The organism is Microbacterium sp. NRRL B-14842 (assembly GCF_050470785.1).
The window spans coordinates 1390283-1415199 of the sequence record NZ_JBFLUM010000001.1 but is presented as its reverse complement, the minus strand read 5'-3'; the positions used below and the strand labels follow the sequence as shown (position 1 = coordinate 1415199).

The window sequence follows — 24917 nt, the reverse complement described above, 5'->3', positions numbered from 1 at the left end:
TTGGGCCGCGGCTGGATCGATGGGGCCTGATCCTCCGCCTGCAGTCTGGGGAGAGGTGGGGCGAGCGGATGGGCGCTGGCGATGAGAAGGGCGAAGGGCTGCTGACGCCCATCGTGGTGGGCGTGGCGCTGGCGATGTTCAGCGCAGCGGTGGCGGTGGCTTCGACATTCCTGATCGCGGATCCTCGAATCGGCGTTCTGGCGGCAATGACGCTGTCTTTCGGATGCGTCGGAGCGGCGGCCGGCCTCCTGCTCACCAGGCGAAGGACCTGGGGCGACCCCTCGTGGCCTCCAGGCACGGAGCCGAAGCCCTGGACGGCCCGCCGCTCCCGTCGGGTCGTCTTGCTCTACGGAGTCTTCCTTCTCCTCATCTCCGTGGGTGGGGTTGTCACACTGGCGGGGACGGATCAGAACGAGACCGACGATCCGCTGCGCGGATGGGTGCTGTCCACCGTGTTCGGTGTGGTGGGCATGACGCTGATCATCAAAGGAGTGCGGCGGCAGCCTCAACCGGTGCACTCGTCCGATCGCCCGGAGAGCGAGCCGAACGTCGACGTGCAGGAGTGGATGCCGTTGGGGCCCTCTCGTTCGCGGGCTCTCTTCCCCTGGTGGGCTCTTCACGTCTTCTCCGGACAGCCGCTTCTCCTTGCGATGATGATCGGCGCGTTCCTCATCCCCGTGGCGGCGGGACCGCTCGGCGCATGGACGTGGCCGCTCGGGGCTGTGCTGCTGGCGGTCGTGGCGATCATCGTCAGCGCCGTCGTGCGGCGACGTTCGCGACCGCCGCGCATCTCACGCGACGCCACCCGTCTGCTCGTCGGCACGAAGGAGATCCCGACCGCGACCATCACGACGGCCATGGTTATCGCGCACCCCTGGGAGCCGGACGCCACAGCCCGGAGTGTCGCGGTCGTCCTCACGGCATCGGATGACTCGCGAGCAGCGGTGGGCTTGCGAGAACGAGGGCTCCTCGTGTTGACCGATGAGCAGACGGAAGTCCTCATCGCGGCGATCGAGCGAACCCACATCGATCTCCCCCGCGACAAAGACGATCCGCGGGGAAGGTTCTCACGGATGCTGTACCCCAACCATCTGACGAAATCTGAGGCCCTTCACCTCGTGCGGGAGCCCCCGAGTGACGGCGAGGCGCTGCCGGTGGGGTCCTCAGTCACGTGAGGCAGAGCGCCGGCTCGGAGCCCGCCCTCTCACTCGGCGAAGAGAGTCCTGACGGTCAGGATATTTCGACCGTGGGCGGAGGACGGGCGTTCCCATCCGGACTCGACGAAGCCGAGCTTCTCGAGCACCCGCCGGGACGGGAGGTTCCATTCCCAGACGCCGGCCCAGACGCGGTCGAAGCCCGCCCCGTCTGCCCATGTCAGGACGGCTTGAGCAGCTTCGGTGGCATGCCCCCGGTTGTGCTCGGCGCGCAGCAGCTCGAACGCGAGCTCTGGTTCGGTGCCCACCCCCTCGCCGCCGTAGACGAGACCGCAGTACCCGATCGGATCCCCGGTGTCGATGCGTTCCACGGTGAGCAGCGACGACTCCTCGGCATCGCGGATATGCGCTCGGATGTCGTCCACGTCGGGGCGACCGTCCGGGTCGAGCCGCCGGTGCGGGGGGACTCGTTCGTCGCGTTCGGTCCACAGGTGGCGGAACACGGGCGCGTCCTCGATCGCCTGCCTGCGCAGGCGGAGGCGCGAGGTGTCCATCTCCGGGATGCGGGGCACGTGACTCATCCTCGCAGTCTGGCACTCCTCCGCCCCCGCGCTATGATCTGCAGCGCCTAGTGGGAGGACCAGACGCCGAGCTCGTTGCCGCTCGGGTCGGCGAAGTGGAGGCGCCGGCCGCCGGGGAACGCATACGGCTCCTGTAGGATCCGGCCGCCTGCGTCCTGGATCGCCTCCCTCGTCGCATCGAGGTCGTCGGAGTAGAGCAGCACGAGCGGACCGCCGACGGGTCGCGGCGCGTCCGCGAGCAGGAGTCCGCCGACCTCGCTCCCGTCTCCGCGGGGCGAGAGGATGCCCGCATAGCCGGGGCCGTAGTCCTGGAAGCTCCACCCGAAGGCGGTGGTGAAGAAGCGTTTCGCCACATCGAGATCCGTGACGACGAGCTCGACGAAGTCGAGGGCATGGTGCTGCGAGGAGGCTGTCATGCGGGCACTCTAGCCACGGCGTCGGACGTCGCCACGCAGGAGTAGCGTGGAAGGGTGCCTCAGGTCTCCCACTCCCCCGTCTCCACGCCGGGGTGGCGGGCCTGGGCGATCTGGTCCGTCGGCGTCGCGGCCTACGTGCTCGCCATCACGAACCGCACATCGCTGGGTGCCGTCGGTGTCGAGGCCGCCGACCGCTTCCAGGCGGACGCCTCGACGCTCGCACTGTTCGCCGTCGTGCAGCTCGCGGTGTACGGCGGGATGCAGATTCCGGTCGGCGTCCTCCTCGATCGCTACGGATCCCGTCCGATCATCACGGCGGGGATGCTGCTCATGGCGGCCGGACAGCTCACCATGGCCCTCTCCCCCAGCATCGGCATCGCGATCGTCGCGCGTGTCCTCCTCGGAGCCGGCGACGCCGCCGTGTTCCCCGCCGTGCTGCGACTGGTGGCCACATGGTTCCCCGCGCAGCGCGGCCCCGTCATGGTCCAGTTCACCGGGATCATCGGGCAGGCGGGGCAGCTGATCGCGCTGGTGCCGGTCGCCGCCCTGCTGCACGCCACCACCTGGTCGATCACGTTCGGCAGCATCGCCGGTCTCGGCCTGCTCTTCACGATCCTCGTGTGGCTCATCGTGCGCAACAACCCCGCCGAGAGCGGTCCGGACGTCTCGGTGAACACGGACACCGGAGTCGTGCGTGTCGTGACGTCGGCGATCGACACGGGCGTCGGCATCCGGGCGGCCTGGGCACATCCCGGCACACGGCTCGCGTTCTGGTCGCACTTCACCACACCGTTCGCCGGCACGGTGTTCGTGCTGCTGTGGGGCATGCCGTTCCTCACGGCCGGCGAGGGCCTGACCACCGCCCACGCGGCGGGGATCATCTCGATCTACGTGGTCGCGGGCATGATCCTTGGCCCGATCATCGGCGATCTCTCCCGCCGCCTGCCGAACCACCGCTCGCTCGCCCTCGTCCTCCCCGCGGTCGGCGTGCAGATGGCGGCCTGGATCGCGGTCATCGCCCTCCCCGGCCCCGCCCCGGACTGGCTGCTCTGGGTCCTGGCGGTCGCTCTGGCGACCGGCGGCCCCGCGTCGATGATCGCCTTCGACCACGCCCGCACGCACAACCCCGTGCATCGCCTCAGCACGGCCACCGGCGTGACGAACGCGGGAGGCTTCATCGCTGCCCTGATCGCCGTGTTCGTGATCGGTCTCCTCCTCGACGCCCAGGGCGCCGGCACCCCGGACACCTACACGCTCGACGCGTTCCGTGTCGCGTTCCTCACCCTGATCCCGCTCTGGGTCCTCGGAGTCGTGTTCATCCTGATCGAACGCAAGCGGACGCGGATCCGCATGGGGCTGGATCCCGACCGGCGTCGCTGAGCGCCCCTAGGATGAGGCATGGCCTCCGCTCCCCCGTCGACCGCCGCCCTCCCGAGCGCCCGAGACGGTCGCACGAGGCCGCCGTCGACGGCGGGGCTGCTCGCCGGGCTGCTCCTCGGCGCACTGTGGATCGTCTCCGGCGCCATCGCCCGACTGACCGGTTCCGACATCGTGCTGACGCGAGTGCTGAGCTTCGTCGGTATCGGCCCGCTGCAGAGTCACGCCTGGCTGCTCCCCGGCGCGTGGGACGTCCCGGTGCTGGCCATGACGGCGGCCGTCCTGTGCAGCGTCGTCTGGGTCGTGGCACGCGGCGCGCAGGGCGTCGGCCGGGCTCCCGCGTTCCTCGTGCTCTGGTTCGGCGCCGTCCTCGCCGGTACGGCCGTCGGGCTGTGCGACGACGTCACCCGGGTGCTGTCCTTCCTCCCTCTCTCCGGCGTGCACGGTCTGACCGCGGCGGTCGTGGAGTCCGCTCCAGACACCGCCTACTGGGGACTCGCCTGGGGCTGGATCCCCGCCTGGGCGCTTTCGCGGAGAGCCTGCGGAGAACCCGCGCGGCCGTGGTCCCCGCGCCTCCTCGGTCTCGCTCTCGCGAGCGTGGTCTCTCTCGTCGTCGTCGGGAGCCTGGCCGATGCCGCGTGGCAGCGCCAGATCATCGAGGAGAACGCCGCGCTGCAGGGCACCACCGACGATTCCGGAGCCTTCGTCGATCCGACGGCCATGGGCGATCCGGTGCCGGAGCGGGCCCCGGGGGCCTCGACACCGCAGCTCCCCGCGGACGCTTGCACCCCCGACCGGGCCACGCTGCTGCTCGGCACCGCCGACGGGGCCACGGGGCACCGTGCCCAGAGCATCCGTCTGATGAACGTCAGCGAGGAGCCGTGCGTGGTCGAGGGGTATCCCGACATCGCCTTCGCCGACCAGAACGGTCATGCTCTCGACGTCGAGGTGCGGTCCGGTTCGTCCTTCCTGGCGACCGACCCCGGCTCCGCGCCCGTCACCGTGCCGCCCCAGGGCGAGGCGACCGCGGTGATCGGATGGGACGCCAATGCCACGGACGGCGCTCTCGTGGCACGTGCGCTACACGCCGCCCTGCTCCCCGGGTATGACCGCGGCTCGTGGCCGGTCGAGCTCGACATCGTGTCGGGCTCCGAGGTCGAGATCACCGCGTGGCACCTCGGCGCCGCACCCGCCGCGCCGTGACCGTACGCAGCGCCGTCAGCGCAGCAGGTGCTGGACGGTCTCCACGATCAACTCGACGCTGACGCGCTCGGGCACCTCCGCGTCGCCCGCCTCGAACTCGGCGAGTTCCACGCCGCGGACGTCCGCCGACGGGATCGCGGCGAACAGCGCGGCCACGTGGTGCGGGAGCAGACCATCGCCCACGCGATAGGCCGCAGGGATGTAGCCCGGCTCCAGGACGTCCCAGTCGACATGGATCCACACCGGTCGCCCGGCGATGAGCGCGCTGAGCCGCTCCGGGGTGCTCTCCGCGGGGCTGAGGACGGTCACTCCCGCGCCGCCGAGCAGCTCCCCCTCGGCGGGATCGATGTCGCGACCGCCCACGACGATGACCTGCTTGGGGTCGATGCCCGCCCCGTGGCCGCTGTCCCACAGCCCGCAGGCGGCGGCGAGGACCATGCCGCCGAGGTAGCCGGAGTCGGTGGTGTCGGGCGTGTGGAAGTCGCCGTGCGCGTCGATCCACAGCACCACTGCGTCGGGGTGGTGCTCGGCGACACTCGGCAGCGTTCCGAGGCTCGCCGCACAGGTGTTCGTCACGAGGAGCGGCGTCGCATCCGCGGCGATCGCCTCCTGCACCGCGTCACGCAGGCCCGTGAGCGTCTCCGCAGCTTCGGGCAGCGCGACCGACCAGTCGTCCATCCGGCCCGGCTCCGGGGTACCGACCACGACGGGCTCCCGCTGCAGGAGCGCGGACAGCGCGTCGGCGACGCGGCGTGCCCCGACGAGGGCTCCGTCCGTGCGGTCGGCGACGCGACCCTGGTTGAGGATGAGCGCGAACGGCGTGGTCATCCCTTCAGTCTCCCACCGCGCAGAGTGGGCGACCAAAACCGCCCGGCGCGGGCTACCGTCGGCGTGGGGTCCAGCCCGAGGGCAGACCGCCGTCGACGAAGGCCCGCTCCCGGTCCGCGGCCGCCGACCAGCCCTGCGCCTCCTCCTCGGTGTCGAAGGCGCCCCGAGCAACGCGGAAACCGACGTCCTCATGGTGTATGCGCGGCGCTCCCCCGCGGCGAACGGACGCGCGCACGCTCCAGGCGTCGTCGGCGAATCCTCCGCCGCGAAAGACCCGATAGTCGTCGTACCGCGCGGGGTCGAGGAGATCCCAGCACCATTCCCACACGTTGCCGAGCGTGTCGAAGAGCCCGTGCAGGTTCGGGAGCTTTCCGCCCACGTCCTGCGGCGTGCCCACTCCGTCGGCCGCGGTCCAGGCGGCCTCCGCCAGCGGCGCATAGTGTGGCCCGGTGGAGCCTGCTCGGCAGGCGTACTCCCACTCGGCCTCGGTCGGAAGGCGGTAGCCGTCCGCTGTGGTGTCCCAGGCCACGTCCTCACCCTCGAAGTGGTACACGGGATCGAGTCCCTCCCACTCCGAGGCGGCGTTGCAGAAGTGGATGGCCCGCAGCCAGCTCACGTCGGCGACCGGGCGACGAGGATGCCGTGATGGTGTGCCCAGGACTTCGGTGACCTGTTCCTCCGTCACCGGGAAGGCGGCGAGGGAGAACGGCTCGAGTTCGACGGTCCGGCGGGTGCGGCGCCGGGCGTCGTGCAGCGTGACAGTCCCGGCGGGGAGACGGACGAGTTCGATGTCGCTCATCCGCGGGGCGTGGCGGCGCTCATGCCGGGGTCCGCTCGACCCAGGTCGGATACTTCGCTGCGCGGCCGTCCCCGGATGAGGTCCTCGTCACGCGCCGTCGCACCCACGGGCCGACGAACTCCCGGTAGTACGCCAGGCCCCCGGGCCCTGCAGTCCAGCGGTCGAGCGGCGCCCACCAGGCTGCTGGCGGCTCGAAGCCGAGCCCGTGCAGCACGCGGGCCGCGACGCGGTGGTGGCCCGCCGCGTTCATGTGCAGCCGGTCCTCCGACCAGTACGCGGGTTTCGACAGCTCCGTGTCCGGCCAGTTGAGGGCACGGATGACGTCGGGCCGGTCCTCGATGCGCCGCAGGACCGCCTCGGAGAGCAGATCGCCGCGGCGTTGCACGAGCGATCCCATCGGAAGCTGCCCGCTGGGGTTGGCACCGGAGAGCAGGATCATCGTCACACCCTCCTCGTCGCACCGCCGCAGCACGCGGCTGAACGCGTCGGCGATGTGCTCGACGTCTGTCCGCCGCCGCAGCATGTCGTTGCCCCCGCCGTTGAACGACAGGTGCGTGGGACGCAGAGCCAACGCGGGCTCGAGCTGCTCCTCGACGATCGGCCACGCCAGCTTCCCCCGGATCGCGAGGTTCGCGTACTGGATGGGGTGCCCCGCAGCATCCGCCCATCCCTGCGCGGCGATGTCGGCCCAGCCGCGCTCGCGCCCATCGGGGAGCACATCGCCCACGCCTTCGGTGAAGGAGTCGCCTATCGCGACGAAACGTACATCAGCCACGCGCCCAGCCTATTCCCGGTCCCGGACGTCACCGGTCGTCCAACGCCGCTCCGCTCCGATCGACGAGACCCCAGGCCGCCGCGGCGGCGACGAGGAAGCAGGCCGCGAACACGACGAACAGCAGGGGCGCGCCGCCGGCACCGAGGAGGACGGGAACGGCGAGGGGCGCCACGATGGAGGCGATGCGGCCCACCCCGGCGGCCCAGCCGGCCCCCGTGCCGCGCAGCGAGGTCGGGTAGATCTCCGGCGTCACCGCGTACAGCGCGCCCCACGCACCGAGGGTGAAGAACGACAGGGCCATGCCTGCGCCGATGATCATCGGCACGGTCGTGGCGGTGCCGAAGACCACGGCCGAGGCGGTCGCCCCCAGCAGGAAGACCGAGAGCGTGACCCGGCGGCCCCACACTTCGATGAGCCAGGCGGCCACGCCATAGCCCGGGAGTTGCGCGAGCGTGATGATGAGGGTGAAGCCGAACGAGCGGACGAGGTCGAATCCCGCGTCGACGAGGATGCTCGGGATCCAGATGAACGCCCCGTAGTAGGCGAAGTTGACGGCAAGCCACACCAGCCAGAGGCAGGCGGTCCGCATCCGGAACTCGACGCTCCAGAGCGCAGCGAGCCGGGCCCGCGCCGTCATCGCGATCGCCCGCGACGCCGGCTCCTTCCGGATCTGCGGGGTGTGCTCGACACCGGCATCGGCCTCGAACGCGGCGACGATGCGGTCGGCTTCCGTGATTCGTCCGCGGGACGCCAGCCAGCGCGGCGACTCGGGCAGACCCCACCGCACGACGAGGGCGTAGACCGCGGGGATCGCGCCGAGCGCGAAGGCCCACCGCCACCCCGACTCGGAGGCGGGGATGACGAAGAACCCGATCAGGGCCGATGCCGTCCAGCCGACGGCCCAGAAGGCTTCGAGGATGACGATCAGCCGTCCCCGGATGCGCGCGGGTGCGAACTCGCTCACGTAGGTCGAGGCGACCGGCAGCTCCGCTCCCAGGCCGAGGCCGACGAAGAACCGCAGCACGAGCAGCGCCGCCACTGATCCGACCAGCGCACTCGCTCCGGTGGCCACGCCGTAGATGAGCAGCGTGAGGGTGAACACCTGCCGGCGGCCGAAGCGGTCAGCGAGAAGACCGCCGAGGGTCGCGCCGACCGCCATGCCGACGAAGCCGAGCGAGGCGATCCAGCCGGCCTCCCCCTTCGTGAGATCCCACTGCTGTGAGAGCGCCGCGATGATGAAGGAGATGAGTCCGACGTCCATCGCGTCGAGCGCCCAGCCGACGCCGGAGCCCGTGAGCAGGCGCAGGTGCCGGCGGGTGAACGGGAGGACGTCGAGGCGCTCGGCGAGCGAGGTGCGGCTCGGCAGGGCGGTATCGGCCATGATTCTCATCGTAGGGCCGCCCGTCCCGCCGAGCCGCGACATGACGCCGGCTCAGTCGCGGTCGGCGAGGAGCTTCCGCACCCGAGGGATCACCTCGGTGCCGTACAGCTCGATGCTGCGCATCATCGACTCGTGCGACAGGGTGCCGGTCGCGTACTTGAGGTCGAAGCGGCCGAGCCCGAGGGTCGTGATCGTGTCGGCGATCTTCGCCGCGACGCGCTCCGGCGAACCGGCATAGAGCGAGCCCTCCGGACCGATGTCGTTCTGAAAGCGCGCGCGGCTGTAAGGCGGCCAGCCGCGCTCGCGACCGATGGTGTTGTTCATCGCCTCGAAGCCCGGGTAGGCCTCGTCCCACGCCTCCGCGTCGGTGGGCGCGATGTGACCGGGTGAGTGCACGGCCACCGGGTGGGCGGTCGTCCCGAAGGAGGCGACCGAGCGGTGGTAGAGGTCGACGAACGGCTTGAACCGCCCGGCCGGGCCGCCGATGATCGCCAGCATCAGGCCGAGACCGTGACGCGCGACACGCACGACGGACTCAGGGCTGCCACCCACGCCGACCCACGTGCGCAGGCCCTTCTCGGTCTTCGGGAAGACGTCCGCGTTGTCGAGAGACGGCCGCAGCGAGCCGGACCACGTGACGGGCTCTTCCTTGAGGAGCTCGACGAACAGCTCGAGCTTCTCCTCGAAGAGCCGGTCGTAGTCGCGCAGGTCGTAGCCGAACAGCGGGAAGGACTCGATGAACGAACCGCGCCCGAGGACGACCTCCGCCCGGCCGCCGGACAGGGCGTCGAGGGTCGAGAAGCGTTCGAACACACGCACCGGGTCGTCCGAGGACAGCACGGTCACGGCGGTGCCCAGCCGGATGCGCTCAGTGCGCGCCGCGATCGCCGCGAGCACCATCTCCGGGGACGAGACCGCGAACTCGCGCCGGTGGTGCTCCCCCACCCCGAAGAAGTCGACGCCGACGGTGTCGGCCAGCTCCGCCTGCGCGACGACGTTCCGGATGGTCTGCGCGCCGCTGAGCAGCTCGCCGTCCTGATCCCGGGTGATGTCGCCGAACGTGTCCAGCCCGAATTCGATGTCCATGTCACACCTTCCTATTCAGGTGAATGGAACACGCGGACTCGGACCGGCATTCCCGTCACCGAGGGAGCAGCGCGCTGCGCAGCGTGTCGAGTCCGACGCCGCCGAGATCGAGGGCGCGCTTGTGGAAGCCCTTGAAGCTGAACGCGTCGCCCTCCGCCTGCTGCACGGCGTCGCGGACCTGCTCCCAGATGCGCTGACCGACCTTGTACGACGGCGCCTGACCCGGCCAGCCGAGGTACCGGTTGACCTCGAACTGCACGAACTGGTCCGACATGTTCACGTTGCGGCGGAGGAAGTCGAGCGCGTACTCGGCATCCCAGACGCCCTCGCCCTCGAGTCGGGGCTTGCCGAGGTGCACGCCGATGTCGAGGACCACGCGCGCCGCCCGCATCCGCTGCCCATCCAGCATGCCGAGGCGATCAGCCGGGTCATCGAGGTAACCGAGCTGCTCCATCAGCCGCTCCGCGTACAGCGCCCAGCCCTCCGCGTGCCCCGACGTGCCGGCGAGCAGCCGCCGCCAGGAGTTGAGCTCGGCGCGGTTGTAGACGGCCTGGGCGATCTGCAGGTGATGCCCCGGCACACCCTCGTGGTACACGGTGGTGAGCTCGCGCCACGTGTCGAACTCGGTGACGCCCTCGGGGACCGACCACCACATGCGACCGGGGCGCGAGAAGTCGTCGGTGGGACCGGTGTAGTAGATCCCGCCCTCCTGCGTCGGCGCGATCATGCACTCCAGCGTGCGGATCGCCTCCGGGATGTCGAAGTGCGAGGCACCCAGCTCGGCGACCGCTCGATCGCTGGTCTCCTGCATCCACCGCTGGAGCGCCTCGGTGCCGACGAGCTTACGGGCGGGGTCCGACTCCAGATGCGCGACGGCCTCCTCGACGGAGGCTCCGGGAAGGATCTCGTTCGCGATCGCCGTCTGCTCGGCCACCATGCGGGCGAGCTCTTCTCGGCCCCACTCGTAGGTCTCGTCGAGGTCGATGGTCGCGCCGAGGAAACGCCGGGAGTTGAGGGCGTAGAGCTCGCGCCCCACGGCGTCCGTCTCACCGGCTTCGGGGGCCAGCTCCTCGGCCAGGAAGCGCCGCAGCTCGCCGTAGGCGACCCGGGCAGCCGCGGAGTTGTCCGCCAGCGTGCGGGCGAGCGAGGCGGGAAGCTGACCCTCCTCGGGATCGGCGTGCGCGACGAACGCCGCGAAGAAGCCGTCGTCGGCGATGTAGCGGTCGATCTGCGTCGCGACCTCCGCGACCTGGCGACGGGCGGGAGTGACGCCCTCGGCGATGCCCAGACGGAGCGTCTCGATGTACCCGCGCAGCGCCCCCGGCATGGCAGAGAGTCGGGTGGAGACGACCTCCCAGTCCTCGACCGTCGCGGTGGGCATCAGGTCGAAGGCGGAGCGGACGTCCTGCGCGGCGGATGCGATGACGTTCAGATCACGCAGGTGCCACTTCGCGTCGTGCAACTCGAGGTCGAGGCGCAGCTCGGCGCTGAGATCGGTCTTGGTGACCTCGTCGATCGCGTCGACCGGCTCCAGCGCGGCCAGCTTGTCCAGTGTGGCCCGCGTCGCCGCGGCGATCTCCTCGTGACCTTCCGGACTCAGGTCGCCGAATCGGTCGTTGACCTCGGAGCGGCCGATGTACGTGCCGAGAGTCGGCGCCAGCACGGCGATCGTGTCGACCCATTCATCGGCGACCCTGTCGATGGCGGAGGGGGTGCGGGGTGCGGAAGTCATGCCTTCCAGCCTAATCCCCGCCCCTTCCGGCCACCGGGATCAGTGCGCGGCTTCGTTCCAGTCCCGACCGCGGCCGACCTGCACGTCGAGCGGCACGGAGAGCTGCGCGGCGTCACCCATCCGCGTGCGGACGATCTGCTCCACCGCGTCCCACTCCCCCGCAGCGACCTCGACGACGAGTTCGTCGTGGATCTGCAGCAGCACCCGCGACTCCAGCTTCGCGGCGTGGAGGTCGTCGTGGATGTGGAACAGCGCGATCTTCATGATGTCGGCCGCGCTGCCCTGGATCGGGGCGTTGAGCGCGGCCCGCTCGGCGTTCTCGCGCAGCACGCGGTTGGGGCTCGCGAGATCGGGGAACGGCCGCCGACGTCCGAAGATCGTCTCGGTGTAGCCGACCTCCTTGGCCTTCATCACCGAGGCCCGCAGGTAGTCGCGGACCGCACCGAACCGTGCGAAGTACTCCACCATGAGCTGCTTGGCCTCCGACTGCTCGATGCGCAGCTGCTTGGACAGCCCGAACGCGGAGAGCCCGTAGACGAGGCCGTACGACATCGCCTTCACCTTGGTGCGCATCGCCGGCGTGACCTCGGACGGATCGACGCCGAACACGCGGGCGCCGACGAAACGGTGCAGGTCTTCGCCGCTGTTGAAGGCCTCGATCAACCCCTCATCACCCGAGAGGTGCGCCATGATCCGCATCTCGATCTGCGAGTAGTCGGCGGTGAGCAGGGTCTCGTACCCCTCGCCGACCTCGAAGGCGCTGCGGATGCGCCGTGACTCCTCGGTGCGGACCGGGATGTTCTGGAGGTTCGGGTCGGTGCTGGACAGGCGCCCGGTCTGACTGCCGGTCTGCACATAGGTCGTGTGCACCCGGTGGTCCTCGCGGATCGCAGTGTCGAGGGACTCGATGATCTGACGCAGCTTCGTCGCCTCTCGGTGCTGCAGCAGCAGGCTCAGGAAGGGGTGCGGGTGCGACTCCTGGAGGTCGGCGAGCACGGCCGCATCGGTCGAGTACCCGGTCTTCGTCTTGCGCGTCTTCGGAAGCTGCAGGTCTTCGAACAGCACCTCCTGGAGCTGCTTCGGCGACCCGAGGTTGAACTCGCGGCCGACGACCGAGAACGCCTCCTGGGCCAGCGCATCCGCGCGTGTCGCGAGCTCGGCCGAGAACGTCGACAGAACCTCGTGCGAGACGGCGACGCCGGCGAGCTCCATGTCGGCGAGAGTGCCGAGCGTCGGCAGCTCGATGTCGCGGAGCACGGCGTCGACCGGCTCGGGCAGATCGTTCCGCAGGGCCTCGGCCACGCGGAGGATGAACCACGCCTCCTGCGACGGGGTGGCACCCTCGGTCTCCGGCACGAGCTGCGACGGATCGGCCTCGGGGAGCTTCTCCCCCAGGTAGCGCTGGACGAGGTCGGACAGCGTCTTGTCCGGGAAGCTCGGACGCAGCAGCCAGCCGGCGAGGCTCGTGTCGTAGGCGAGCCCGCAGAGACGGATCCCGTGACGGAGCAGCGCCTTCACCTGCGGCTTGGCGTCGTGCAGCACCTTCGGCGCGTCGGACTCCAGCCACGTGCGCAGCGCCGCGGCCGCCTCCTCCGACCAGTCGAGCTCGCGCAGCTCGCTCCCGGTGGCGACGCCGACGCGCACGGGGGCGCCGGACTGCACCACGACCCGTAGAGCGATATCTCCGCTCTGAGCCGCGGCCCAGGTGGCCAGATCGGAGGCGGACACCTGTGCCGGCGCCGGCATCTCGACGACGGAGGCCGGGTCGTCGGCCACCTCGCCCGCACCGACGGCCTCGAAGACTCGCGGTAGCAGCGTGCGGAACTCGAGTCGGGCGAAGATGTCGCGGACGGCCTCGGCATCGATCGGGGCGACCGCGAGATCGGCCGGTGCCACCGGCAGCTCCACGTCGGTGAGCAGGCGGTTGAGCTTGCGGTTGCGGCGGACGTCTTCGATGTGATCGCGGAGGTTGCCGCCGACCACGCCCTTGATCTCGCCGGCACGCTCGAGCAGCTCGTCGAGGGAGCCGAACTGCGTGAGCCACTTGACGGCCGTCTTCTCCCCCACCTTCGGCACACCGGGGAGGTTGTCGCTGGTCTCACCGACGAGGGCGGCGATGTCGGGGTACTGCTCGGGACGGACGCCGTAGCGCTCCTGCACCGTCGTCGGGTCGTAGCGCTTGAGCTGCGAGACACCCTGCACGGACGGATACAGCAGCGTGACGTCGTCGGTGACGAGCTGGATGGTGTCGCGGTCTCCGGAGACCACGAGCACGTCGTAGCCCTGGGCGGCGCCCTGGGTGGAGAGGGTGGCGAGGATGTCGTCGGCCTCGATGCCCTCCTGCGTCAGCACCGGGATCGACATCGCGGCGAGGCAGTCCTGCAGCAGCGGGATCTGGCCCTTGAACTCCTGCGGCGTCTCGGATCGGGTGGCCTTGTACTCCGGGTACTCGTCGGTGCGGAACGAGTGGCGGGAGGTGTCGAACGCGATCGCGAGGTGGGTGGGCTGCTCGGCCTTGATGAGGTTGACCAGCATGGACAGGAACCCGTAGATGGCGTTCGTGTGCTGGTTGTCCTTGGTGGTGAAGTTGTCCACCGGGAGGGCGAAGAAGGCCCGGTAGGCGAGCGAGTGGCCGTCGACGACCATGAGGGTAGGCTTTGCGGAGTCCGTCACCCTGTCAGCCTAACGAGGAGCACGGACACCCGCAGAGGAGGATGCATGAGCGAGGTCGCCACCAGCGAAGGACTCGAGTGGGCGGCCGCCCGCGGCATGGGAGCCCTGGCCGAGAAGATGGGCATGGAGTTCGTCGAGTTCGGCGTCGACCGGTGCGTGGCGACGATGCCGGTGGAGGGCAACACCCAGCCGGTCGGTCTCATGCACGGCGGCGCCTACGTCGTGCTAGGCGAATCGCTCGGCTCGATGGCGGCCAATCTGCATGCGGGAGCGGGCCGCCTGGCGGTCGGGGTCGACATCAACGCCACGCACACCCGGTCGGCCACCTCGGGCGTGGTCACCGGGGTCTGCACGCCCGTGCACCTGGGCCGGAGCATCACGGTGCACGAGATCGTCGTGACCGACGATCAGGGCCGGCGCTGCTCCACGATCCGCATCACCAACATGATCAAGGACGCTCCCGCCGGGCGCTGAGCGGCTCCTCCAGCAGCAGCTGGAAGAGGATGTGGTCCTGCCACTCCCCCGCGATCCGCAGGTACTTCGGGGCGATGCCGATGCGCTCGAAGCCGTTGGCGGCGAGCACCCGCTGGGAGGCCACGTTGTGCAGCAGCGTCGAGGCCTGGAGCCGGTGCAGCCGCAGCTCGTCCCGCGCGTGCTCCGCGATGAGGGCCACCGCGCGACCTGCGAGGCCGCGGCGCAGCCGGGTGGAATCGATCCAGTAGCCGAGATCAGCGCTCCAGAACGCGCCGCGCACGATGGTGTTCAGGTTCATCCGGCCGCGGATCTCGCCGTCGTCCGAGAGGATCACGAACCGGGAGCTCCGGCCGAGCGCGGCTTCGGCGACGCACTGCTGGGCGTTCTGCTCCTGCCACTCCTCGGTGAAGAACGCCTCGGAGCGCACCGGCTCCCAGGGGGCGAGATGCTCCCTGTTCGCCCGGTACGCACGCGCGAGTGCGGCTCCGTCCCCGGCACGGACCGGCCGCAGAACATGCTCTGCGTCCAGCCGGAGCACCGGAGTGCCTTACTTCTTGGGAGCGAGCTGCTCGATGATCGCCTTGGCGACGTCCTGCATCGTCAGCCGGCGATCCATCGACGCCTTCTGGATCCAGCGGAACGCCTCGGGCTCGCTCAGGCCCATCTTCTCGTTGAGGAGCCCCTTGGCCCGGTCGACGAGCTTGCGGGTCTCGAAGCGCTCGACCATGTCGGCGACCTCGGCCTCGAGAGTGATGATCTGCTCGTGGCGGGCCAGAGCGATCTCGATCGCGGGAAGGAGGTCGTTCGGGGTGAAGGGCTTCACGACGTAGGCCAGGGCTCCGGCCTCGCTCGCCCGCTCCACGAGCTCCTTCTGGCTGAACGCGGTCAGCAGCACGACGGGGGCGATGTTGCCCTTGTGCAGCTTCTCGGCGGCGCTGATGCCGTCGAGCTGGGGCATCTTCACGTCCATGATGACGAGGTCGGGACGCAGCTCGGTGGCGAGGGCCACCGCCGTCTCGCCGTCGCCGGCCTCGCCGACGACATCGAAGCCGTTGTCGCGGAGGATCTCGACGATGTCGAGACGGATCAGCGATTCGTCTTCGGCGACGACGACGCGTCGGGGTGCGGATGCCGTGGGCTGCTCAGCCTGTTCTTGCTCGGTCACCCCTCCATCCTAACGGAGAGGTCCTCACCACCGGCTGAAGACAGCGGGCACGCGAGGAAGCGTCCGCCGTCTGCGCTACAGTCGAAGTCGCGAGACACGGGCCGGCGTGGCGGAATGGCAGACGCGGAGCACTCAAAATGCTTTGTCCGAAAGGGCGTGTGGGTTCGAGTCCCACCGCCGGCACCAGCATCGCGAACCGCTCGTCCCGTCACTCGGCGAGGGCGGCGAGTTCGGCCATCACGCGGGGGTGGGCGAGGATCCGGAAGTGCCCTCCCGTCTCCAGCACCACGTTCTTGGCCCCGGCGAGCTCGCTCCCCTCGGGGATATGCGGATCGAACGCGGCGTAGATCGAGACGATGCGGGCGTTGACGTCGAGCTCCCGCCCCAGGGCGACGATAGAGGGGTCGTCCGGCGAGAACGCGCGCAGCACCCGACCGGGCAGCAACCGCGCATATCGTGAGCCCCCGAAGGGCGTCGCGATGGCGAGCATCCCGCGGATCCGTCCGCCCTCGGGGCCGGTCATCACCAGCTTCCCGGCGAGACCGCCCTTGCTGTGGGCGACGAGGAAGACGCCGGAGAGGTCGTGCGCTCGCAGGTAGTCGGCCACCTGGTCGGCCTCATCCTGCACCGGGAACTGGTTGCGGCGCAGCGCGTCCACGACGTGCACCGGATGGCCCCGCTCGTGCAGCGCGACGATGAGCGGCTCCAGGAAGCGCCAGGTCTCGTAGACGCCGGCGAGGACGACGATCGGGGCGCGGTCTCCGGTGGCGAAGTCGTCCGCCTGGTCGCGGCCGAAGAACGAGCGGACCTGCCAGAACCCGGCGTACGCGTAGTCCGCAGCCCACCAGCCCAGCATCCTCAGGACGTCGATGGGGCCCTCCCCCGCCGGCTGGCTGCGGCCGGCACCGCCGTCGGCCATGCTCCCGTCGTGTGGGCCAGGATCGCGGAAGCCACCGCCCGGGGCGCGGACTGCTGCGCGACATGGTGGTGACCGGGGATCTCCACCAGTCGCGAGACGGCCGCCGCGTCGCGCAGGCGCCGGCACCACGCGCGTCCTGCGATGGGATCCTCACTCCCCCGCACGACGAGCACCGGCATGGAGAGCGCGGCGATCTTCTCCTCCAGGGGATACGCGAGCATGTGCCGGACCTGACGGAGGTACCAGCGCACGCCGCAGCGCAGGTAGTCGGTGAAGACGACGGTGTTGATCGCGGGGGTCTCGCCGAACGTGTCGATGGCCAGTGCGCGCGCCTGTGCATCGAGCGTCCGGTGGGCGTCGTCCGCGACGGGGCCGATCGTGACGACCGTACGGACGTACTCGGGATGCCGGAGCGCCGTCTCCACCGCCCACTGCACGCCCATCGAGTGTCCGACGAGCACGACCCGGTCGTCATCGAGGCTCGCCACCACCTGGGCGAGACCTGCGGCCATCTGCGGGATGGAGACGTCGAACCGCGGTTTGGGCAGCCCGCCGAAGCCCGGCAGGTCGACGGAGACCACCCGGGTCGTGTCGGCGAGCACGGCGTGCAGCCGCGACAGATACCGGTGCGACATCCCGATCCCGTGCACGAGGACCACGGTCGGGGCCGTGCTGCCGGCCGGCCGCGGACTCTCCAGGATGCGGAACGTCAGCCCGGAGGTGACGAGGAGGCGACGGAGGACCATGGCAGCACGCTAGCCGAGGCCGCGGTCACGGCCGAGAGGCTTGACGCCCCGGCCCGGAGATGACAGAGAGGGGCGAGGCCGAAGCCCCGCCCCTCTCGGAACGTCTGCGTCAGACGCCGGCCTTGTAGATCGGTGCCGCGCCACGGAGCGCGTCGCCGACCTTGTGCACGCGCAGGTCGTTCGTGGAACCGATGATCCCGGGAGGGGAACCGGAGATGACGACGACCTTGTCCCCCTCGACGGCGAGGCCGTTCTCGAGGAGGTACTCGTCCACCTGGTGGTACATGAGGTCGGTGTGCTGCACCATGTCGACGAGCGTGGAGCGCAGGCCCCAGGTCAGCGCCATACGACGACGGATGCCGGGCTCCGGCGTGAAGGCCAGCATGGGGATGCGGGAGCGCAGGCGGGACAGGCGGCGCGCCGAGTCGCCCGACTGCGTGAAGACGCAGAGGAACTTGGCGTCCACGAACTCCGCGACCTCGAGGGCGGCGAGGGTGATGGCACCGCCCTGCGTGCGGGGCTTCGTGGTGAGCGGCAGGATGCGCTCCAGACCGTGCTCCTCCGTCGACTCGATGATCCGGGCCATCGTCTCGACGACGACGACCGGGTAGTCGCCCACGCTGGTCTCGCCGGAGAGCATGACCGCGTCGGCACCGTCGAGGACGGCGTTGGCGACATCGGAGGTCTCGGCACGGGTCGGCACCGGGCTGTTGATCATCGACTCGAGCATCTGCGTCGCCACGATCACGGGCTTCGCGTTGCGACGGGCCAGCTCGACGGCGCGCTTCTGCACGATCGGGACGGCCTCGAGGGGCAGCTCCACGCCGAGGTCGCCGCGGGCGACCATGATGCCGTCGAACGCGTCGACGATCTCCTCGAGCGCATCCACGGCCTGCGGCTTCTCGATTTTGGCGATCACGGGGACGCGGACGCCCTCCTCGGCCATGATCTCGTGCACGCGGGTCACGTCGGAGGCGTTGCGGACGAACGAGAGCGCGATGAGGTCGGCACCCGCCCGGAGGCCCCAGCGGAGGTCGTCCTCGTCCTTCTCGCTCAGCGCGGGGACGTTCACGGCGACACCGGGCAGGTTGATGCCCTTGTTGTTCGAGACGGCGCCCGCGACGACGACGCGCGTGGTGACGGTGACGCCGTCGGTCTCGACGACCTCGACCCGGACCTTGCCGTCGTCGATCAACAGGAAGTCGCCGGGCTTGACGTCCTGGGGAAGGCCCTTGAACGTCGTGCCGCAGATCTCCTTGTTGCCGATGATGTCCTCGGTGGTGATCTTGAAGATGTCGCCCTTGGCGAGCTCGTACGGTCCGTCCTCGAAGCGGCCCAGACGGATCTTCGGGCCCTGGAGGTCGACGAGGATGGCGACGGCGCGACCGGAGTCCTCCGCCGCGCGACGCACGTTCGCGTAGTTGTTCTCGTGCACGGAGTAGTCACCGTGGCTGAGGTTCAGTCGGGCGACGTCCACACCCGCATCGATCAGTGCGCGCACCGTCTCATACGTGGAAGTGGCGGGGCCCAGGGTGGCGACGATTTTCGCGCGTCTCAACATGTCTCCAGGGTAGAAGTGGGGGATTACGTACAGGCGACACTGCCGGCCTCAGCCTACGCGGGCTGGAGGCCGATCGCGACATCGCTGGGGCGCACCGGCTCCGGCAGCACGGTGGTGCCCATGAGGAAGCGGTCGACGTTCGCCGCCGCCGCTCGGCCCTCCGCGATCGCCCAGACGATGAGCGACTGACCGCGACCCGCGTCACCCGCCACGAACACACCGGGGATCGACGACTCGTAGCTCGCGGCACGACGGAAGGCGCCGCGCTCGGTGACCTCCGGCCGGGTGTCCTCGGTGTAGCCGTCCTGCTCCGGCCCGGTGAAGCCCATCGCGATGAGCACCAGGTCCGCGGGGATCTCGCGCTCCGTGCCGCTCTTGGGCACGCGGCGGCCGTCGATGTACTCGGTCTCGGCCACGCGCAGCGCGCGGACCTCGCCGACGTCGTTCGACAGGAACTCCACGGTCGACGCGAGGAACATCCGCTCCCCACCCTCCTCGTGAGCCGAGGCCACCTCGAAGATCGTCGGCATCATCGGCCAGGGCTGGTGATCCGGCCGCGTCTCGCTCGGCTGCTTGCCGATGGCGAGGTTGGTCACGCTCAGGGCGCCCTGGCGGTGCGCGGTGCCGATGCAGTCGGCCCCGGTGTCGCCGCCGCCGATGACGATGACGTGCTTGCCCTCGGCGGTGATCTGGCCGGGGACGGAGTCGCCGGCCACCGCGTGGTTCGACTCGACGAGGTACTCCATCGCGAAGTGCACACCGTCGAGGTCGCGACCGGGGATCGGCAGGTCGCGCGGGACGGTGGCGCCGGTGGCGATCACGACCGCGTCGTACCGGGCGCGCAGGTCGGCCCACGAGATGTCCTTGCCGATCTCGACGCCGGCGCGGAAGCGCGTGCCCTCCTCCTGCATCTGGCGGAGGCGGGCCTCGAGCTGGCTCTTCTCCATCTTGAAGTCCGGGATGCCGTACCGCAGCAGGCCGCCGATGCGGTCGTCGCGCTCGAAGACGGCGACGGTGTGACCCGCCCGGGTCAGCTGCTGGGCGGCCGCGAGACCGGCGGGACCCGAGCCCACGACGGCCACGGTCTTGCCCGTCAGGCGCTCCGGCGGCTCCGGCTCGACCCAGCCCTTGGCGAAGGCCTCGTCGATGATGGAGACCTCGATCTGCTTGATCGTCACGGCCGGCTGGTTGATGCCGAGGACGCACGAGCTCTCGCACGGGGCCGGGCACAGGCGTCCGGTGAACTCCGGGAAGTTGTTCGTCGCGTGCAGACGCTCGATCGCCGCACGCCCCTCCCCGCGCCAGGTGAGGTCGTTCCATTCCGGGATGAGGTTGCCCAGCGGGCAGCCGGAGTGGCAGAACGGCACGCCGCAGTCCATGCACCGGCCGGCCTGGCGACGGAGCACGGCTTTGTCGCCGGGCTCGTACACCTCTTTCCAGTCCATGATGCGCACGGGCACCGGACGGCGAGCGGGAAGTTCCCGCTCGGTCACCTTCAGAAAGCCTTTGGGGTCAGCCACCGGTCACCTCCAGGATGCGGTTCCAGACGATGTCGCCGTCGGGGTCGATCCCCTCGGCCAGTGCCTCCTCGCGCATGCTGCGCACGGCGGCGTAGTCCCGCGGGAGCACCTTCACGAACTCCGCCGCGCTCGCGTCGAAGTCCTCCAGCAGAGCGGCGGCACGCGGAGACGCCGTGCGCTCCACGTGCTCCACGAGCAGGCCGCGGAGCACTTCGAGGTCGGCGCGGTCCAGCGGCTCGAGCCGGAGCTCGCCGCTGCCGAGCGACTGCGCGTTGACCTTGCCGGTGTCCAGGGCGTGCACGTAGGCCACTCCCCCGGACATCCCGGCGCCGAAGTTCCGGCCGGTCGACCCGAGGATGACCGCGAGGCCACCGGTCATGTACTCGAGAGCGTGGTCGCCGACGCCCTCGACCACAGCGGTCGCGCCGGAGTTGCGGACGAGGAAGCGCTCGCCCACCACGCCCGAGATGAACATGGTCCCCGATGTGGCGCCGTAGCCGATCACGTTGCCCGCGATGACGTTCTCGTGCGGGGCGATCGCGGAGCCGCGCGGCGGCCGGATCGTGATGTCCCCACCGGAGAGGCCCTTGCCCACGTAATCGTTCGCGTCGCCCTCCAGCCGGAGGATGATCCCCGGCGGCAGGAACGCGCCGAGCGACTGCCCCGCGGTGCCGGTGAGGGTGACGTCGATCGTCTCCTTCGGCAGGCCGGTGGCGCCGTGACGCGAGGTCACCTGATGCCCGAGCATCGTGCCGACCGCGCGCTCCGTGTTGGCGATCGGAAGCTCCACCACGACGGGGTCGCCGTTCAGCAGCGCCGCCTTCGCGATGTCGATGAGCTGCACGTCGAAGTGCTTGTCGAGCTCGTGGTCCTGGGCGCGCCCGCTGCGACGCGGTTCGCCGGCCGGGAACGCCGGGCCCTCCAGCACGGGACTGAGGTCGAGCCCTTCGGCCTTCCAGTGCGCGATCGCCGCGTTGGTCTCCAGCAGCTCGGTGCGGCCCACGATCTCGTCGATCGAGCGGTAGCCGAGCTCCGCGAGCAGCTCGCGCACCTCCTCCGCGATGAACTCCATGAAGTTGACGACGAACTCGGGCTTGCCCGTGAAGCGGTCGCGCAGGACGGGGTTCTGCGTCGCGACGCCCACCGGGCAGGTGTCGAGGTGGCAGACGCGCATCATGATGCAGCCGCTGACGACGAGGGGCGCAGTGGCGAAGCCGAACTCCTCGGCACCGAGCAGGGCGCCGATGATGACATCTCGACCGGTCTTGAGCTGACCGTCGACCTGCACGACCACGCGGTCGCGCATGCCGTTGAGCATGAGCGTCTGCTGCGTCTCGGCGAGGCCGAGCTCCCACGGTGTTCCGGCGTGCTTCAGCGAGTTCAGCGGGCTCGCGCCCGTGCCGCCGTCGTGACCGGACACGAGGATGACGTCGCTGAGCGCCTTGGCGACACCGGCCGAGACCGCGCCGATGCCGGACTGGCTGACGAGCTTCGTGTGGATGCGCGCCTCGGGGTTCGCCCGCTTCAGGTCGAAGATGAGCTGCTTGAGGTCTTCGATCGAGTAGATGTCGTGATGCGGAGGCGGCGAGATGAGCCCGACGCCCGCCGTGGCGTGTCGGGTGCGCGCGACCCACGGGTACACCTTGGTCGGCGGGAGCTGACCGCCCTCACCGGGCTTGGCGCCCTGGGCGAGCTTGATCTGGATGTCGTCGGCCTCGGTGAGGTAGAGGCTCGTGACACCGAACCGACCGGATGCCACCTGCTTGATGGCGCTGCGCCGTTCGGGATCGACGAGCCGGTCAGGGTCCTCCCCGCCCTCGCCCGTGTTCGACTTGCCGCCGATGCGGTTCATCGCGACGGCGAGGGTCTCGTGCGCCTCCTTGGAGATGGAGCCGTAGCTCATCGCGCCGGTGGAGAAGCGCTTGACGATGGCGGAGACGGGCTCGACCTCGTCCAGCGGCACGGGCTTGCGCGTCCCGGTCCGCAGCGAGAAGAGGCCGCGCAGGGTCTTCAGCTCGGCCGCCTGGTCGTCGACGAGCTTGGTGTACTCGCGGAAGATGTCGTAGCGGCGGGTCCGCGTGGAGTGCTGCAGCTTGAACACCGTCTCCGGGTTGAAGAGGTGCGGAGAGCCGTCGCGACGCCACTGGTACTCGCCTCCGGTCCACAGTCGCTCGTGGGCGCGGGCCGCGGCGTCCTCCGGGTAGGCGTAGTCGTGGCGGGCCTGGTTCTCGGCGAAGATCTCCTCGATCCCGATACCGCCCAGCTTCGACTCGGTGCGCGTGAAGTAGGCGTCGATGAACTCCGGGCTGAGGCCCACGGCCTCGAACACCTGCGCGCCCGCGTAGGACGATACAGTGGAGATGCCCATCTTCGACATGATCTTCAGCACGCCCTTGCCGAGCGCGTAGATGAGGTTCTTGACCGCCTTCTCCGGGGAGATGCCCGTGATGTAGCCGGTGCGCACGAGGTGCTCGACCGTCTCCATGGCGAGGTACGGGTTGATCGCGGAGGCACCGTAGCCGATGAGGGTCGCGACGTGGTGCACCTCGCGCACATCGCCGGCCTCGACGATCAGACCGACCTTCATCCGGTTCTCGCGCCGGATGAGGTGGTGATGGATCGCCGACACCATGAGCAGCGAGGGGATCGGGACGAGGTCCTTGTTCGAGTCCCGGTCGGACAGGATGATGAACTCCGCGCCGTCCTCGATGGCCTGATCCACCTCGGCGCACATCTCGGTGAGACGCTCCGCGAGGGTGTGGGGTCCGGCGTCGAAGTGGTAGAGGCCGCGGATGGTGGCACTCGAGCGCCCGGGCAGGGCCTTGTCGATGTGACGGATCTTCGCGAGCTCGTCGTTGTCGATGACCGGGAAGTCGAGCGACACCGTGCGGGTGTGCTCGGGCCCCCAGGTCAGGAGGTTGACCTCGGGACCGAGGCCGAGCTTGAGGCTCGTGACGACCTCTTCGCGGATCGAGTCCAGCGGCGGGTTGGTCACCTGCGCGAACTGCTGCGTGAAGTAGTCGAAGAGCAAGCGCGGGCGCTTGCTGAGGACGGCGATCGGCGTGTCCGACCCCATGGCACCCAGCGGCTCGACCCCCGTCTGGCCCATCGGGGTGAGGAGGATGCGGACCTCCTCCTCCGTGTATCCGAAGGTGCGCTGCCGGCGCGTGATGGAGGCCGGCGGGTGCACGATGTGCTCGCGTTCCGGAAGGTCGGCCAGACGGACGGAACCCGCGTCGAGCCACTCCTGCCAGGGGTGCATCGTCGCGAGGTCGTGCTTGATCTCCTCGTCTTCGACGATCCGACGCTGGGCGGTGTCGACGAGGAACATCTTGCCGGGCTGGAGCCGGCCGCGGCGCTTGATGCGCTCCGGCTCGAAGTGCAGGACGCCGGTCTCGGAGCCGATGACCACGAGGCCGTCGGTGGTCTCCGTCCAGCGGCCGGGGCGCAGGCCGTTGCGGTCCAGCGTCGCGCCGACCAGGGTGCCGTCGGTGAAGATGAGGGCGGCCGGGCCGTCCCACGGCTCCATCTGGTTGGAGTGGTACTCGTAGAACGCGCGCAGCTCCGGCGAGATGTCGGCCTGCTTCTCGTAGGCCTCCGGCACCATCATCATGATCGCGTGCGGAAGGCTGCGGCCGGTGAGGGTCAGCAGCTCCAGCACCTCGTCGAACGACGCCGAGTCGCTGGCGCCGTCGGTGCAGATAGGCAGCAGGGGCGAGATGTCGCCGAGGAGCTCGGACTCGAGCTGCGACTGGCGGGCGCGCATCCAGTTGCGGTTGCCGCCGACCGTGTTGATCTCGCCGTTGTGGGCGAGCATCCGCAGCGGCTGCGCGAGCGGCCAGGACGGGAAGGTGTTGGTGGAATACCGTGAGTGCACGACGGCGAGCTCGGAGGCGAAGCGCTCGTCCTGCAGATCCGGGTAGAACGGCTCGAGCTGCAGCGTGGTGACCATGCCCTTGTAGCCGAGCGTGCGGCTGGACAGGGAGACGAAGTAGGCGCCGAGCTCGTGGCCCGCGCGCTTGCGCAGGCGATAGGCGACGCGGTCGAGCGCGATGCCGGTCAGCGGCGCATCGGCCAGGGTGGCGCCGCCGGCGCTCACGAAGAGCTGCTCGAAGGCGGGGCGGGCCTCGTCGGCGAGCTTGCCGAGGTTCTCGTTGGCGGTGGGGACCTCGCGCCAGCCGAGGACGCGGAGGCCCTCCGCGCGGGCGATCTTCTCGATCCCGGCCTTCTGCTGGCGGCGCTCGCTCGAATCGCGAGGCAGGAAGGCCAGCCCGGCCGCGTACTCCCCCACGGGCGGCAGCTCGAAGCCGGTGACCGCGCGGAGGAAGTCGTCCGGCATCTGGGTGAGGATGCCGGCTCCGTCCCCGGTGCCCGCGTCGGACCCGATGGCCCCGCGGTGCTCCAGGTTGCGCAGGGCCTCGAGGGCCAGCGCGATGATGTCGTGCCCGGCTTCGCCGCGCAGCGTTGCGACCATGGCCAGGCCGCAGGCGTCCTTCTCGAACGCCGGGTTGTACATGCCCTGCTTCG

20 protein-coding genes and 1 tRNA gene are annotated in these 24917 nt (G+C 70.0%); 5 read left to right on the top strand and 16 right to left on the bottom strand.

Annotated elements, in window-relative coordinates; translation table 11 throughout:
- The first annotated feature begins 68 nt into the window (after positions 1-68).
- Positions 69-1175: a hypothetical protein gene (locus AB1285_RS07080; RefSeq protein ID WP_370428554.1), complete on the top strand. Its 1107-nt coding sequence runs from the start codon at positions 69-71 to the stop codon at positions 1173-1175.
- 29 nt (positions 1176-1204) lie between these two features.
- On the opposite strand, the gene AB1285_RS07075 is transcribed toward AB1285_RS07080, so the two are convergent.
- Both AB1285_RS07075 and AB1285_RS07070 read right to left on the bottom strand, forming a co-directional pair.
- Positions 1205-1735 carry a GNAT family N-acetyltransferase gene (locus AB1285_RS07075; RefSeq protein ID WP_292795134.1) on the bottom strand — a complete coding sequence of 177 codons (531 nt, stop codon included), beginning with the start codon at positions 1733-1735 and terminating at the stop codon, positions 1205-1207.
- A 47-nt stretch (positions 1736-1782) separates the two neighbouring features.
- Positions 1783-2151, bottom strand: a complete 369-nt coding sequence (locus AB1285_RS07070; RefSeq protein WP_292795132.1) for a VOC family protein — start codon at positions 2149-2151, stop codon at positions 1783-1785.
- A gap of 54 nt (positions 2152-2205) precedes the next feature.
- Between AB1285_RS07070 and AB1285_RS07065 the strand changes: the two genes are divergently transcribed.
- Together AB1285_RS07065 and AB1285_RS07060 are read left to right on the top strand one after the other, a co-directional pair.
- Positions 2206-3531 (top strand): MFS transporter, encoded by a 1326-nt coding sequence (locus AB1285_RS07065; RefSeq protein ID WP_292795130.1) that lies wholly within the window; start codon positions 2206-2208, stop codon positions 3529-3531.
- 18 nt (positions 3532-3549) lie between these two features.
- Positions 3550-4731 (top strand): DUF4232 domain-containing protein, encoded by a 1182-nt coding sequence (locus tag AB1285_RS07060; protein ID WP_292795128.1) that lies wholly within the window; start codon positions 3550-3552, stop codon positions 4729-4731.
- 15 nt (positions 4732-4746) lie between these two features.
- Here the strand turns inward: AB1285_RS07060 and AB1285_RS07055 are convergent, their stop codons facing one another.
- From AB1285_RS07055 to polA, 7 genes are read right to left on the bottom strand one after another with little or no spacing between them, the layout of a single operon-like run.
- The gene (locus AB1285_RS07055; protein ID WP_292795126.1) at positions 4747-5559 is read right to left on the bottom strand and encodes an arginase family protein; all 813 of its coding nucleotides are present in this window, start codon (positions 5557-5559) and stop codon (positions 4747-4749) included.
- Between the two features lie 52 nt (positions 5560-5611).
- Positions 5612-6358, bottom strand: a complete 747-nt coding sequence (locus AB1285_RS07050; RefSeq protein WP_370428555.1) for a formylglycine-generating enzyme family protein — start codon at positions 6356-6358, stop codon at positions 5612-5614.
- 19 nt (positions 6359-6377) lie between these two features.
- Entirely contained in the window at positions 6378-7133 is a 756-nt protein-coding gene (locus AB1285_RS07045; protein WP_292795124.1) for an SGNH/GDSL hydrolase family protein, read from the bottom strand.
- Positions 7134-7161: 28 nt separating this feature from the next.
- Positions 7162-8514, bottom strand: a complete 1353-nt coding sequence (locus tag AB1285_RS07040) for an MFS transporter (RefSeq protein WP_292795123.1) — start codon at positions 8512-8514, stop codon at positions 7162-7164.
- Positions 8515-8565: 51 nt separating this feature from the next.
- Complete coding sequence (locus AB1285_RS07035; RefSeq protein ID WP_062634549.1) at positions 8566-9600, bottom strand: LLM class flavin-dependent oxidoreductase; 1035 nt, start codon at positions 9598-9600, stop codon at positions 8566-8568.
- 55 nt (positions 9601-9655) lie between these two features.
- Entirely contained in the window at positions 9656-11332 is a 1677-nt protein-coding gene (locus AB1285_RS07030; protein ID WP_292795121.1) for a DUF885 domain-containing protein, read from the bottom strand.
- 39 nt (positions 11333-11371) lie between these two features.
- Positions 11372-14005 (bottom strand): DNA polymerase I, encoded by a 2634-nt coding sequence (gene polA / locus AB1285_RS07025; protein WP_292795119.1) that lies wholly within the window; start codon positions 14003-14005, stop codon positions 11372-11374.
- 45 nt (positions 14006-14050) lie between these two features.
- Here polA and AB1285_RS07020 point away from each other — a divergent pair, with 45 nt between their 5' ends.
- Complete coding sequence (locus AB1285_RS07020) at positions 14051-14479, top strand: hotdog fold thioesterase (RefSeq protein WP_060921657.1); 429 nt, start codon at positions 14051-14053, stop codon at positions 14477-14479.
- On the opposite strand, the gene AB1285_RS07015 is transcribed toward AB1285_RS07020, so the two are convergent.
- Together AB1285_RS07015 and AB1285_RS07010 are read right to left on the bottom strand one after the other, a co-directional pair.
- Positions 14454-15017 carry a GNAT family N-acetyltransferase gene (locus AB1285_RS07015; protein ID WP_187661486.1) on the bottom strand — a complete coding sequence of 188 codons (564 nt, stop codon included), beginning with the start codon at positions 15015-15017 and terminating at the stop codon, positions 14454-14456. The two genes, AB1285_RS07020 and AB1285_RS07015, sit on opposite strands and share 26 nt — an antisense overlap.
- Before the next feature lie 9 nt (positions 15018-15026).
- Positions 15027-15644 carry an ANTAR domain-containing response regulator gene (locus tag AB1285_RS07010; protein ID WP_025103469.1) on the bottom strand — a complete coding sequence of 206 codons (618 nt, stop codon included), beginning with the start codon at positions 15642-15644 and terminating at the stop codon, positions 15027-15029.
- 100 nt (positions 15645-15744) lie between these two features.
- On the opposite strand from AB1285_RS07010, the gene AB1285_RS07005 reads away from it, so the two are divergent.
- Positions 15745-15830: transfer RNA gene (locus AB1285_RS07005), tRNA-Leu, on the top strand.
- Between the two features lie 22 nt (positions 15831-15852).
- Here AB1285_RS07005 and AB1285_RS07000 read toward each other — a convergent pair.
- The 5 genes from AB1285_RS07000 to gltB all read right to left on the bottom strand — a co-directional run bounded on the left by AB1285_RS07000 (position 15853) and on the right by gltB (position 24906).
- Entirely contained in the window at positions 15853-16563 is a 711-nt protein-coding gene (locus AB1285_RS07000; protein ID WP_232089021.1) for an esterase/lipase family protein, read from the bottom strand.
- Positions 16503-17309: an alpha/beta fold hydrolase gene (locus tag AB1285_RS06995; protein WP_292795115.1), complete on the bottom strand. Its 807-nt coding sequence runs from the start codon at positions 17307-17309 to the stop codon at positions 16503-16505. The genes AB1285_RS07000 and AB1285_RS06995 overlap by 61 nt, the downstream gene beginning before the upstream one ends.
- A 109-nt stretch (positions 17310-17418) precedes the next feature.
- Complete coding sequence (gene pyk, locus AB1285_RS06990) at positions 17419-18867, bottom strand: pyruvate kinase (RefSeq protein ID WP_370428571.1); 1449 nt, start codon at positions 18865-18867, stop codon at positions 17419-17421.
- Between the two features lie 56 nt (positions 18868-18923).
- Entirely contained in the window at positions 18924-20390 is a 1467-nt protein-coding gene (locus AB1285_RS06985; protein WP_259954848.1) for a glutamate synthase subunit beta, read from the bottom strand.
- Positions 20383-24906: a glutamate synthase large subunit gene (gltB, locus tag AB1285_RS06980; protein WP_187664155.1), complete on the bottom strand. Its 4524-nt coding sequence runs from the start codon at positions 24904-24906 to the stop codon at positions 20383-20385. The genes AB1285_RS06985 and gltB overlap by 8 nt, the downstream gene beginning before the upstream one ends.
- Between the last annotated feature and the right edge of the window lie 11 nt (positions 24907-24917).

Bases quoted from the DNA above. Each gene is read 5' to 3' on its own strand.
- AB1285_RS07080 (WP_370428554.1), top strand. From the start codon at position 69: ATGGGCGCTGGCGATGAGAAGGGCGAAGGGCTGCTGACGCCCATCGTG.
- AB1285_RS07075 (WP_292795134.1), bottom strand. From the start codon at position 1,735: ATGAGTCACGTGCCCCGCATCCCGGAGATGGACACCTCGCGCCTCCGC.
- AB1285_RS07070 (WP_292795132.1), bottom strand. From the start codon at position 2,151: ATGACAGCCTCCTCGCAGCACCATGCCCTCGACTTCGTCGAGCTCGTC.
- AB1285_RS07060 (WP_292795128.1), top strand. From the start codon at position 3,550: ATGGCCTCCGCTCCCCCGTCGACCGCCGCCCTCCCGAGCGCCCGAGAC.
- AB1285_RS07055 (WP_292795126.1), bottom strand. From the start codon at position 5,559: ATGACCACGCCGTTCGCGCTCATCCTCAACCAGGGTCGCGTCGCCGAC.
- AB1285_RS07050 (WP_370428555.1), bottom strand. From the start codon at position 6,358: ATGAGCGACATCGAACTCGTCCGTCTCCCCGCCGGGACTGTCACGCTG.
- AB1285_RS07040 (WP_292795123.1), bottom strand. From the start codon at position 8,514: ATGGCCGATACCGCCCTGCCGAGCCGCACCTCGCTCGCCGAGCGCCTC.
- AB1285_RS07035 (WP_062634549.1), bottom strand. From the start codon at position 9,600: ATGGACATCGAATTCGGGCTGGACACGTTCGGCGACATCACCCGGGAT.
- AB1285_RS07030 (WP_292795121.1), bottom strand. From the start codon at position 11,332: ATGACTTCCGCACCCCGCACCCCCTCCGCCATCGACAGGGTCGCCGAT.
- AB1285_RS07020 (WP_060921657.1), top strand. From the start codon at position 14,051: ATGAGCGAGGTCGCCACCAGCGAAGGACTCGAGTGGGCGGCCGCCCGC.
- AB1285_RS07000 (WP_232089021.1), bottom strand. From the start codon at position 16,563: ATGGCCGACGGCGGTGCCGGCCGCAGCCAGCCGGCGGGGGAGGGCCCC.
- AB1285_RS06995 (WP_292795115.1), bottom strand. From the start codon at position 17,309: ATGGTCCTCCGTCGCCTCCTCGTCACCTCCGGGCTGACGTTCCGCATC.
- gltB (WP_187664155.1), bottom strand. From the start codon at position 24,906: ATGTACAACCCGGCGTTCGAGAAGGACGCCTGCGGCCTGGCCATGGTC.